Origin of the sequence: Shewanella sp. SR43-4 (genome assembly GCF_014163845.1) — a bacterium.
Classification (GTDB): Bacteria; Pseudomonadota; Gammaproteobacteria; order Enterobacterales; family Shewanellaceae; genus Shewanella; species Shewanella vesiculosa.
This window is the reverse complement of record NZ_JACJEB010000009.1, coordinates 93,882-106,092: the sequence shown is the minus strand read 5'-3', so window position 1 is coordinate 106,092 and position 12,211 is coordinate 93,882. Positions and strand designations below refer to the sequence as shown.

Here is a 12,211-nt window from a genome sequence, read left to right as displayed (position 1 = left end):
GCAGTTTACGGTATAGAGGCAAAGTGGTAAACCATCAAAAAAACATCAGTCGCAACACAGGTTCAGTCATCAGGATGAGAATTCATTAAACTGTCACATTACAATAACTCAGCTTGAAACCCTTGCTGTATCGAGGTTTCCTATAGGGTTAAATGGTTTGAAACAGTCAGAATGGGGATTTCATCTATCAGTGAAATATTTCTGAAACATTTGCAAGGCAGAATTCATCTCGTTCCGATACAACTAACCCAGAATAACCATGACGATATATGCGTCGAAAGGATGAAATGATGAACGTTTTTTGCAAAACACTATTAGCCTCTGCAATCGCAGCCTCAGTAGCTTCAAGTGCATACGCCGCAGATCCTCTTCAAGTTTACGGTAAGTTAAACGTAACAGCACAATCAAATGATGTTGCTGATGTCACTGAAACGACAATTCAAAGTAATGCATCACGTTTTGGTGTAACCGGTGCGTTTGAGTTAAGCAAATCATTAGAAGCTTTCTATACTATCGAATATGAAGTCAACACAGGTGATGCAAACAAAGAAAACTTTTTAGCTCGTAACCAATTTGTTGGTTTAAAAGGTAACTTCGGTGCTGTATCTGTTGGTCGTAACGACACAATCCTTAAAGTATCTCAAGGTAAAATTGATCAATTCAACGACCTTTCTGGCGATATGAAAACCATGTTTAAAGGTGAAAACCGCATGGCTCAAACCGCAACTTACTACACGCCAGTATTTGGTGATTTCCAAGCGGGTGTGACTTATGTTGCCTCTGGTGATGCAGATCAAGTTGTTGGTAGTAACGTAGAAGGTGAAGATGGCGTGAGTATGGCGCTAATGTACGGTGATGCTGGATTAAAAAGCACACCAATCTACGCTGCAATTGCTTACGATTCAAAAGTAAAAGGTTATGACACTGCACGTGCTACTGTTCAAGGTAAAGTGGCCGGTTTAGTGATTGGTGGTATGTATCAGCAGCAAGAAAAACTAGACAGCGGTATTAAAGACAATGGCTACTTATTAAGCTCAGCATATGACATCAATGATGTTACTTTGAAAGCACAGTACTTAGACATGGAAAATAAAGGTAATTCATGGTCTGTTGGCGCTGACTACAAGTTAGGTAAGCCAACCAAGTTATTTGCTTTTTACACTGCAAACTCATTTGATTCAAACGATCAAGATGACAGCTACGTTGGTGTAGGTATCGAACATAAGTTCTAAATCTGTCGTTATTTGACGGTTAAATCTGCAATCAATAAAAAAGGGCTTTAAGCCCTTTTTTGTTATATCTAAATAACAGTAATGAATTTTTTATGACAAAATGGCGTATTTAATGCCAGAATCAAGCGTTATATCATAAATCTGTAACAAAAATGTCCAATAATAGTCCCGTGGCAAATTAACGTAGAAACCCAATATGACAGCTAGGATTTTAATAGTAGAAGATGAATCAGCAATCCGTGAGATGCTGACATTTGTGATGGATCAACATGGTTTTACGACAGCTGCTGCTGAAGATTTTGATTCGGCGATTGAGTTGCTTAAAGAGCCATACCCAGATTTAATCTTATTAGATTGGATGTTCCCTGGTGGCAGTGGCATTCAATTAGCTAAACGTTTAAAGCAAGATGAATTTACTCGTCAGATCCCAATTATTATGCTGACAGCACGTGGAGAAGAGGAAGATAAAGTCAAAGGCCTTGAAGTCGGCGCTGATGACTATATAACTAAACCTTTTTCACCTAAAGAACTCGTCGCTCGCATTAAAGCCGTTTTGCGTAGAAGTGCACCAACTCGGTTAGAAGAGACTATTGATGTGCAAGGACTGCAACTTGATCCTGTCAGTCATAGGGTGACTGTCGGTGATGCTGTGCTCGATATGGGGCCGACTGAGTTTCGTTTATTGCATTTCTTTATGACCCATCCAGAGCGAGTTTACAGCCGAGAGCAGTTACTCGATAACGTGTGGGGCACCAACGTGTATGTTGAAGATCGCACTGTCGATGTTCACATCAGACGCTTACGAAAAGCGGTCGAAGAGGGTGGACACGATAAATTGATCCAAACTGTTCGCGGTGCAGGTTACCGATTTTCAACCAGAATGTAATTCGTATTGGCAGCGCTAAAAGTTTTGTCATGCTAGACAGAGCTTTTAGAAACGCTTTTTTTGCTGTCTAGCCATAATAGCCTTTTTAGGCTATCTTGTGCTTCGTTGTTAGCCCTAATAATCAGTAACGGCACTGAATGTGTTGGCGGCGTTACTTTCGAATTTAGGTAGCCTATGTTTATCTCGTATTCTGGATATCGCTTATTTTTTCGCTTAGCGATGTTGCTTGTTCTATTTATGCTGGTCGGGGCTTTATTTGACCATGTTGTCGGCGTTATGCTTACGGGGACAATTGTATTGCTCGTGTGGCACTATCGCCAAATCGCTCGGTTAAACTTCTGGTTATGGAAAGATAAAAAGCTTACACCTCCTCAAGGTAGAGGAAGTTGGGAAGGGGTGTTTAATGGTCTTTATCGTTTACAAGGAAAAAATCGTCGTCGTGTAGGTCAACTTGCTACCTTATTGGGCCGCTTTCGCCAAGGAGCAGAAGCATTACCTGATGCTGCCGTTGTTCTGGATGCCGAGCACAATATTTTATGGTGCAACAAATTGGCTCAGCTAATCTTAGGATTTGTTTGGCCTCAAGATAATGGCCAGAGAATAGATAACCTTATCCGCCATCCTGATTTTTCAGTTTATTTAAAAGATGCCCAATATAACGAACCATTAGAAATTCCGTCTCCTGTCTCAGATAAGCGTTTACTTGAAATTCGAGTCATGAGCTATGGTGATCGTCAGTTGCTGCTAATCGCTCGAGACGTTACCCGAATACATCAATTAGAAGGCATGCGTAAAGATTTTGTGGCTAACGTGTCCCATGAATTGAAAACGCCATTAACGGTATTGCAAGGTTATTTAGAAATCATGCAAAGCATGGAGGATGCAAATTCACCTAACCAAAAACCATTATCACTAATGCAACAACAAACGACTCGAATGCAGTCGATGGTTGAGCAGTTGTTGGCATTGTCACGTATTGAAGATGCTGTCGATCTCGATTTATCGAAAATCGTCAATATGACGTTGATGATGGATATTCTTAAAGAAGAAGCTAAAGCTCTTGCTGGTACCGAATATACCTTAGTGTTTAATTGTGAAGCGGGGTTGAATACTCATGGTAATGAGTTGCAATTACGCAGTGCTTGCTCAAATTTAATTTCAAATGCAATTCGCTACACCTCTCCTGGGGGGACGATTGCGGTATCGTGGCGAAGTGTGGCAACTGGCGCACTTTTTTCGGTCAAAGATTCCGGTGTTGGCATCGCGCCGCAACATATTAATCGCTTAACTGAACGCTTTTATCGAGTCGATAATGCTCGCTCGAGTAAAACCGGTGGCACAGGCTTGGGATTAGCTATTGCAAAGCACGCTTTAAACCATCATCACACCGAGCTTAACGTTACCAGCGAGTATGGCAAAGGCAGTATCTTCAGTTTTATCATTCCATCTCATTTGTTAGTGCGACAATAGTTGCAGTCATTAATAAAAAAACAGCATTTATGCTGTTTTTTTATGACTTAATTTTGGCTAATCTTAGTTGAAATTGACTGATATGACTCAGGTACACTTGTGTTGCGAAAGACCGCTTACCAAGTAGGCTTGAGCTAAGCTGAACACATATATCTATCTCGTTTATCTTTGCATTATGCATAGGCTTAAGCTGTTGGTTTTTGTTAGGCTAAACTTTGCATTATCAAACATGTTAGCTGTCTGTGTGGCATTAGCTATCACTAAGCGCTAACAACAAGGGATAACAATCGCTAACAACCGACAACAAGAATACCCGTCATGATACTGTGACATATAGGTTATAAACCTTGCCAGTAAGTGATTAAGGTTTAATTTATCATTTTAAGCTCGCTAAAGTGTATCAATCGACTCAGCGTTTGCCTTCCTCGGTGAGCTTAGGCCGTTATACACATCTTAAGTGCGATAAACTTATACGGGGTAATTTTGTGTCATAAGCTTGTCTTGTCAGCATTATTGTGACAAGTAGTTAATTTAGTTAAGCTGGAATTGGCTATTGTTTATTATTTTACAGGCAAATTTATATTCGCATTGATTTTAAGTGTTTGATATTAATTGTGTTATTTTTTGTATTTGTTCATGTAATACTTTTGAACCTTGTGTCATCTAACTGTCACATCACCGTCATAGACTTGTCATCAATGAGGTCGATACTGACTACGTTTTAAAAACTTAGTACGCTTAATTCTGGAGCATTACAATGAAACTGAAAAAACTTGTCGGCGCAATTACTCTTACAGCCGCTGGCGTATTCTCAGCAGCATCTATGGCTGCTATAGATCCAACTTTACCATCATATGAAAAAACAAGTGGTGTTTCTGGTAACTTGTCTTCTGTTGGCTCTGATACATTAGCAAACATGATGACGTTATGGGCTGAAGAGTTTAAACACATCTATCCAAACGTTAATATCCAAATCCAAGCAGCCGGTTCTTCAACTGCGCCACCAGCATTAACTGAAGGTACTTCTCAATTCGGTCCTATGAGCCGCAAAATGAAGCCTAACGAAGTTGAAGCATTTGAAAAGCATTTCGGTTATAAGCCAACAGCGGTTCGTGTTGCTATCGATGCTTTAGCTGTATTCGTACACAAAGATAACCCAATTACAGGTTTAAGCATTGAACAAATTGATGCTATCTTCTCTTCTACACACAAGTGTGGCGGTAAAGAAATCAACCGTTGGGGCGATGCTGGTTTAGACGGCAACTGGGCAGCTAAAGACGTTCAGCTTTACGGTCGTAACTCAGTATCTGGTACTTACGGTTACTTTAAAGAAAAAGCATTATGTAAAGGTGACTTCCGTGCAAACGTGAACGAGCAACCAGGTTCTGCTTCTGTAGTTCAGTCTGTTTCTCAGTCACTTAATGCCATTGGTTACTCTGGTATTGGTTATAAAACTGCGGGCGTAAAAGCGGTAGCTATCTCTAAGAAAGGTGATAAGTTTATCGAAGCATCAGCAGCCAACGCAGCAGATGGTACTTACCCACTATCACGTTACTTATATGTTTACGTGAACAAGCATCCTAATAAAGACCTATCGCCAATGGATCGTGAATTCTTACGCTTCGTATTGTCTAAGCAAGGTCAGCAAATTGTTGAGAAAGATGGTTATGTTCCATTACCAACATCTGTGATTTCAAAAGATTTAGAGAAAGTCGGTATTACGCTTTAGTTAACTCACTTTCAGTAAACTAAAAAAGGCCTCTTTGAGGCCTTTTTTGTTTTTTAACGTTAAAAAAAATATAAAAAAAAGCAACCTAACTAAGAGGTTGCTGCTATTGCTAAGGGCAATGCTGTTGATAGATTTTTACAACTATCGAATAGGAGAATGATGATGAACAATAAGAAGCTACTTGGTACATAAAAAGTAATTCAAATTCGGTTCATATAATATGACTCATCATTTCTGAGTTAGTTCCCGATGATACTAAAAAAATGCATTTTTATATAAAAATAAGATTGGCAAAATAAGATGTGAGATTAAAACGTTTTATTTTTTAATGATTTGCATTCATTATTATCTAGTTATATTTTTCTGGTTTCTGGCGCTTTATTCGTCTTTTACCCGAAATACATTAAGGCATACATTGTGAATGTGATTTACTTCGCGTTATGTTTTAGGTTTATGCCATTAGTCGCATGGCAAACATCAAGTCTAAATTGATGGCTCATTATTTTGCTTTTCCTATGATCGATATTCCTCTGTGACCCAATACGGCACATTTTGATGATGCTAATGCTATTATCGTTACTGGATTTGATGTTTCTCTGCCAAGTAAGGGTTTTTTGTGACTGCAAAATGGAACGTACAACACGATTACCATTCAAGCGCCAATACGGATGCTTTATGTGTGCATCATCTTGATCTTAATCTCGTGGTTGATTTTGACTTACAGCAACTTATCGGCGTTGCCCGATTGCAATTTACGCGCACCATATCGGCAGTCTCATTAGTGTTAGATTGCCGAGATTTACTCATACATGGTATCACCGACAGTCAGGCTAATCCGTTGTCGTATACTATGAGTGATGTGAGTGACATACTCGGTCAAAAGCTGGTGATAGATGTTGGGGAGCAAGTAGATGAGGTGGTGATTGATTATCGTACATCCACAAACGCTCAAGGGCTTCAATGGCTTACACCGCAACAAACCTTAGGTAAAAAATTACCTTACCTATTTAGCCAATCACAGCCCATCAACGCGCGTAGCTGGTTACCTTTGCAAGATACCCCAAAAGCACGAATAACCTTTAATGCAACCATCAATGTGCCTCAGGGTTTACGTGCGGTAATGAGTGCCGAAAATATCCCTGACATGCCAGATGATGGTGTATTTACATTTTGCATGAATAAACCGATCCCGACACATTTACTCGCGATAGCGGTTGGAGAGCTAAGCTTTCAAGCAACAGGTCCCAGAAGTGGTATTTATACTGAACCCGGCATGCTTGCTGCGGCTGTCAAAGAATTTGAAGATACCGAGTCGATGATCCAAATCGCTGAGTCCATATTAGGACCTTATTCTTGGGGCCGCTATGACATGATTATTTTGCCACCAAGCTTTCCATTTGGTGGCATGGAAAATCCCATGTTAGCGTTTATGACCCCGACATTAATTGCTGGCGATAAAAGTCTTGTTTCAACTGTTGCTCACGAATTAGCTCATTCTTGGACGGGTAATTTAGTCAGTAATGCAACTTGGCGAGATTTATGGCTCAATGAGGGATTTACCACTTATTTTACTAATCGTATTGTAGAAGCGGTTTATGGCGAAGAGCAGGCAGAACTCGAATGGGTTATCGAGTACGGACGTTTGCAAGAGGAAATGGAATCTACTCCCTTAGTCAGTCAAACCTTACCAGCCAATGTGCAAGATCGCGATCCTAATCTGGCATTTAATCGCTTTACCTACGATAAAGCATCGATGTTTGTGCATGAGCTTGAAAGTCGATTAGGCCGAGCTGCATTTGATCGGTTTCTATTTCAATATGTCGATTATTTTTCGTTTAGCGCCATTACTACTGAAACATTTATTGATTATGCCAAGCAAACGCTGTTGGTGGAACATCATGATAAGTTAACGTTATCAGAGCTTAATGAGTGGGTGTATGGACAAGGATTACCCCAATGGTTTATCGGTCCAACTTCAAGCAGTTTAGATAAAGTTGAGTTAGCCGTAGAGGCTGTTATTAAAGGTACTCCAGCAATTGAGTTACAGGTCGATGGGTGGCGAGTTCACCACTGGCAGTATTTCCTCACCCAATTACCTCTAGTGGTAAGCCAAGCGGTATTATTAGATTTAGACGCTACATTTACGTTAACAAATAGCCCGAATGCAGAAATAGCCTGTGATTGGTATCGAGTTGCCATCCGTAATCATTTTGATCCTGTGTTACCTGCATTAAGTGGCTACCTATGCCGTATAGGTCGAGGCAAATTTGTTAGACCCTTGTTTGTTGAGTTACAAATAGCCGGTTACCAACAAGAATTACTCGATATTTATGCAAAAGCGCGCCCTGGCTATCATCCTTCTCTTCAAGTACAGCTAGACAAACTACTGATAATTTAAGTATTAACCTTTTTATTGCGTTGTTTTTGTCAAAAAATGATAAAAAAAATGGCAGCCATATTGGCTGCCAAAATAATGCTTTGCGGGTTGTTATTAACGGTGCGCTAGCGTGTTAATACTTCCCAATAGGGATGATGATGAACAATAAACTGTGTTGCAATAACTTAATCTAAACTGGCGTATGGCATAAGCCGCGTGAATCATTTAGCCGTATAATCAATTAACTCGGGGGATGAAGATTAACTCATTATATGGCAATCATTTGAAACTACATTTTATCCGTACAATTAATAAGACTGGGCATAATCAGGAAAGTTCACTGAAAAAATGATTTTTTTGAATTTATTTTACGTGAGATAAATCGCTTCAGTTATCGATGGACTTTTGCACAGATGCTGATCTCTTTTGAGTGAGCCTTTATCGGAGTGAAGCCAGTATTTTAATCATAACTGCGCCATTAGAGATCGAAATTTAACCTAACTCGCTTGGAATTGTTGAGCTATTAGCATTATTGATGCTGATAAATTCTTTGGGCGGATGATTAATACCATGTGTAAAAGGTTTTCACACATTAATGGCAAAAAAATGGCAACCAATGTGGTTGCCTAAGTCGTTCTTTGTAGGTCGTAATTAACGGTGCGCTAGCGTGTTAATACTGCCTAAATAGGGATGATGATGAACATAAAACGGTATAGCAGTAATAATCCTAACTAAAAACTTGTGATAAGTGATGTCAATAATTTAGCAATAATCAATTAACGCTGATGGAGAAGCTAACTCATTATGCTGCACTTACTTAAACTATATCTTACTCCGTACAATTAATAAGACTGGCTGTCATCAGGAAAGTTCACTGAAAAACCGATTTTTTTGAATTTAATTCATCAGAGTTATATTTTCGGTCTCTTCAGCGTATATCTTTGGGGATAATAGCTAAAGATCATGAGTATATAGGGTTTATATTATGCAATGAGTGGTTTTTTATTTAGTTTATCAATAGGTTGGTTTTTAGCGCTTTAGCTGGGTCTGGTCTCATAAGCTACTTTTTAAACTATTGTGTATGCTCAGGAAGGCGTCGATGTGATGCCAACAGATAAAGATTATTGGCAAATATAAGCTAAAAAAATGGCAACCAATATGGTTGCCTAAGTCGTTCTTTGTGGGTTGTGATTAACGGTGCGCTAGCGTGTTAATACTCGCCAAATAGGGATGATGATGAACAATACACATAAAGCTGTTGTAACAAGTAAATACAAACTAAACATTGGAGAACGGTTTAACGAGTTTGTCTCCTTACTGGTTACATATATTCTGACTAGGGGGATTGGTAAAAGTTCACTCAATGACAAAAAAATTTAAAAATAATTGCTGAGTAAGATTTCGTTAACGTTTATCGCTCAAAGCCGGTAACTAAGATTTAGCGGCAGATAAGCTTATATCAGGATAATGAGGTCATGTAATCCAGAGTGAATGATGTGTTTAACAAACATAAAAAAAGGCAATCAAATGATTGCCTATCGATCGACTTAGCGATCAAGGGGACCGCGCTAGAAGTCCCAGGGAGATGATGAACAAAAGTGAATATCACTGTTACTAAGTTTGAGTACCTGATGGTTAAAAAGTTCAATCTAAATACAATTTTTTATCGAAATAAAGATATAAATTTTATATTTTATAACTATCAGTAGCTTAGGTTTGTATTATTTTTGCTGTTTTTGAGATTTAAATTTGATGGTTAAATTTAAACATTGCAAAGGGATCTAACGCGTCAATTTATTTCTGTCTTCTTGGTAACAGTAAGGCGATTAATATGATATCAATCGCCTAGCGTAAACACCTATTGCGCACGTAATGATAATATTCGAGCATCTGTGGTGCTGATTAAGTGAGCAACTTTTCAATAATAGTATTAAGCTCTTCTGGCTTAGTGGTTGGCGCATAGCGCTCAAGGATATTCCCTTGTTTATCAACTAAAAACTTAGTGAAGTTCCATTTAATAGATTCACTTCCTAAAAGACCTTTGGCAGACTTTTTAAGATGTTGGTACAAAGGATGACTGTTATTACCATTAACTTCAATTTTGCTAAACAGTGGAAATGTTACGCCAAAATTTAGTTGGCAAAATTGGCTGATCTCATCTTCGTTACCTTGTTCTTGTTTACCAAATTGATTACAAGGAAAGCCCAAGATAACTAAACCTCTATCTTTATATTGCTGATATAAATCCTCAAGTGCTTTGTATTGCGGAGTAAATCCACATTTACTTGCCGTGTTAACAATAAGCAAGACCTTATCTTTAAACTGCTCCATGACAAGGTCTTTGCCTTGAATATCTTTTACGCTAATAGAATAAATTGCTGCAGTCATCTGATGCTCCTTTATATGAAAGATAGACTATATTATAAACATGATTAGTTGGCAATTAAGTTGTGGGCAATTTAATTTATCTGTTTGCTTATCAATACTAATTTCAATATAGTTTGCGCATATTTTACTACTAAGAATTAAGGACGGGCTTATGAATGATGTAAAGAACGAACTTAACTCTGAAGATGAAATCGACACCAGTTCGCAACCACAAGCAGATGTCAGCCAAGTGGTACATTTGTTAACTGAAGCAGAAGGTGATGAGCAGGCTGAAATGTTCAGTGAGATCTTAACTGAAGCCGAGCCGGGCACCATTGCTCTATTACTCGAATCGTTACCACTGGATGAGCGTTATGAACGCTGGCAGCAAGTTGATGTTGAAGAACGTGTCGACGTTTTAAACTTAATGCGCGCCGATCCTCGTTTAGGCATTGTAAAGAAAATGCCCGACGAGGAATTAGACTTACTCTTTTCTCAATTAAGTCCTGAAGATCTTATTGAGTGGAGTGATTCGTTACCTGACAATATTACTGATCGTGCATTAGCTCAGATGGGCGAGCGTCAGCGTAAGCACTTCGAACTGTATGATCAATATTCTGAAAATGAAATCGGTCGTTATGCCGATCACCAGATGCTGGCATTAAGTCTTAATTCTACCGTCGCACAAGGACAACGTTTTTTTCGTCGAATCGATTTAGATTGTAATGACCACCTATTCTTGGTCGATAGTAACGATAAATATTTAGGAACAGTGCGGCGTTATGACGTATTCAGAACGGCAGATCTTGACACTCAACTGCACGTCTTAAAATGGGATGACAGCCGAGTTATCTCTGCCGATTCATCTTTAATTGAAGCCGCCGAAGCGATTGAGCATAGTCGTGAGCTTGAATTACCAGTTGTTGATGAAGACGGTATATTGATTGGCCGCATGACATTGCGAACAGCGACAGCCTTAGTGCGTGAACATTATGAAGCACAACTAATGGCAACCGCAGGTATGGATGAACACGACGATTTATTTGCTCCAATTGTCATTGGTGCCAAACGTCGTGCCGTGTGGCTAGGGATTAACTTACTTACTGCATTTTTAGCTTCTGCTACCATTGGTTTATTTGAGAATGTATTGTCGCAGGTTGTTGCATTAGCGGTATTGATGCCCATTGTGGCATCAATGGGGGGTATTGCGGGGAGCCAATCATTAACGCTGATGATCCGTGGTATGGCAATGGGTCAAATTTCAGCTGGTAACGTCATGTCGTTGATGAAAAATGAGCTAGGGATCGGTGCGCTTAATGGCATGCTATGGTCAATTGTCATTGGTATCATTGCGGGTTGGTGGTTTGACGATACGATCATGGGTATTGTTATTGCTTGTGCAATTTTAATCAATATGGCGGTTGCTGCTATTGCCGGGGTGATGGTACCGATGATTTTACAGCGTTTTAATCAAGATGCGGCTTTATCGGGATCGGTTATTCTTACCACTGTGACCGACGTAGTAGGTTTTTTTACCTTCTTGGGATTAGCGACCATACTGTACCTGTAACAGAAATACTCTAATCACTGATTGCTCACGTTTTACAGCATGAACATCCACAATAAATTAGTTTGTCTAAATGGTCTTGAATTGCTCAAGGCCAATTTTTTTAGGCAATAAAAAAGCAAGTTTCAGGCAACTTGCTTTTTAAACTTGATGAGAAAATCCTGATAAATTACTTCCACTTAGCAGGTGCAAACTCCGTTTCAGCATTATCGTCAAAGTAACGTCGTTTAGTATCTCGGCGGCGCTGTTTTACTTTTTTCGACTTCGGTTTTCCCTTGATGTTATCGCCCCATGGCGCATCATCTTCATCAAATTCAAATGAGTGTGACATTTTCAACATTCCAGATAACTGTACCTCTGTTGGTACAGCCTCTTTTTACCTAAAGTTAATAATAAGCTAAAGCGAAATATTTCATCCTTGATGGTAAAAATTATTGCACGTGAAAATGACATTGAGATGACAATTGAATCTTTGCTAAAAATAAATCATCTTTTCTTTGTACGGGTTCATGCAGACAAAATGTTAATTACAGTTACTAAGGTTTTGCAATAGCAATGATCAGTGATATATGGCTGTCTAGCG

General features: G+C 39.1%; 8 protein-coding genes. 6 read left to right on the top strand and 2 right to left on the bottom strand.

The features are described 5' to 3' along the window. The first annotated feature begins 287 nt into the window (after positions 1-287). From H5123_RS12105 to H5123_RS12085, 5 genes are all read left to right on the top strand, one after another. Complete coding sequence (locus tag H5123_RS12105; protein ID WP_124017970.1) at positions 288-1,232, top strand: porin; 945 nt, start codon at positions 288-290, stop codon at positions 1,230-1,232. Between the two features lie 196 nt (positions 1,233-1,428). Continuing rightward, positions 1,429-2,118 carry a phosphate regulon transcriptional regulator PhoB gene (gene phoB, locus H5123_RS12100; RefSeq protein ID WP_011638217.1) on the top strand — a complete coding sequence of 230 codons (690 nt, stop codon included), beginning with the start codon at positions 1,429-1,431 and terminating at the stop codon, positions 2,116-2,118. Between the two features lie 174 nt (positions 2,119-2,292). Beyond that, positions 2,293-3,588, top strand: a complete 1,296-nt coding sequence (gene phoR, locus H5123_RS12095) for a phosphate regulon sensor histidine kinase PhoR (protein WP_124017971.1) — start codon at positions 2,293-2,295, stop codon at positions 3,586-3,588. Positions 3,589-4,345: 757 nt separating this feature from the next. Beyond that, on the top strand, positions 4,346-5,317 hold the full coding sequence (locus H5123_RS12090; protein WP_124017972.1) for a PstS family phosphate ABC transporter substrate-binding protein: 972 nt from the start codon (positions 4,346-4,348) through the stop codon (positions 5,315-5,317). A 616-nt stretch (positions 5,318-5,933) separates the two neighbouring features. Further along, positions 5,934-7,715, top strand: coding sequence for a M1 family metallopeptidase (locus tag H5123_RS12085; RefSeq protein WP_182698111.1), 1,782 nt, complete (start codon positions 5,934-5,936; stop codon positions 7,713-7,715). A 1,881-nt stretch (positions 7,716-9,596) separates the two neighbouring features. On the opposite strand, the gene H5123_RS12080 is transcribed toward H5123_RS12085, so the two are convergent. After that, the gene (locus H5123_RS12080) at positions 9,597-10,082 is read right to left on the bottom strand and encodes a glutathione peroxidase (protein ID WP_182698110.1); all 486 of its coding nucleotides are present in this window, start codon (positions 10,080-10,082) and stop codon (positions 9,597-9,599) included. 151 nt (positions 10,083-10,233) lie between these two features. On the opposite strand from H5123_RS12080, the gene H5123_RS12075 reads away from it, so the two are divergent. After that, positions 10,234-11,631, top strand: coding sequence for a magnesium transporter (locus H5123_RS12075; RefSeq protein WP_124017975.1), 1,398 nt, complete (start codon positions 10,234-10,236; stop codon positions 11,629-11,631). Positions 11,632-11,797: 166 nt separating this feature from the next. Here the strand turns inward: H5123_RS12075 and H5123_RS12070 are convergent, their stop codons facing one another. After that, positions 11,798-11,959 (bottom strand): small highly charged protein, encoded by a 162-nt coding sequence (locus tag H5123_RS12070; protein ID WP_124017976.1) that lies wholly within the window; start codon positions 11,957-11,959, stop codon positions 11,798-11,800. Positions 11,960-12,211: the final 252 nt, after the last annotated feature.

What these genes read in the sequence shown, in the direction of transcription:
- phoB (WP_011638217.1), top strand. Translation starts at nt 1,429, where the DNA reads ATGACAGCTAGGATTTTAATAGTAGAAGATGAATCAGCAATCCGTGAG.
- H5123_RS12070 (WP_124017976.1), bottom strand. Translation starts at nt 11,959, where the DNA reads ATGTCACACTCATTTGAATTTGATGAAGATGATGCGCCATGGGGCGAT.
- phoR (WP_124017971.1), top strand. Translation starts at nt 2,293, where the DNA reads ATGTTTATCTCGTATTCTGGATATCGCTTATTTTTTCGCTTAGCGATG.
- H5123_RS12080 (WP_182698110.1), bottom strand. Translation starts at nt 10,082, where the DNA reads ATGACTGCAGCAATTTATTCTATTAGCGTAAAAGATATTCAAGGCAAA.
- H5123_RS12090 (WP_124017972.1), top strand. Translation starts at nt 4,346, where the DNA reads ATGAAACTGAAAAAACTTGTCGGCGCAATTACTCTTACAGCCGCTGGC.
- H5123_RS12105 (WP_124017970.1), top strand. Translation starts at nt 288, where the DNA reads ATGATGAACGTTTTTTGCAAAACACTATTAGCCTCTGCAATCGCAGCC.
- H5123_RS12075 (WP_124017975.1), top strand. Translation starts at nt 10,234, where the DNA reads ATGAATGATGTAAAGAACGAACTTAACTCTGAAGATGAAATCGACACC.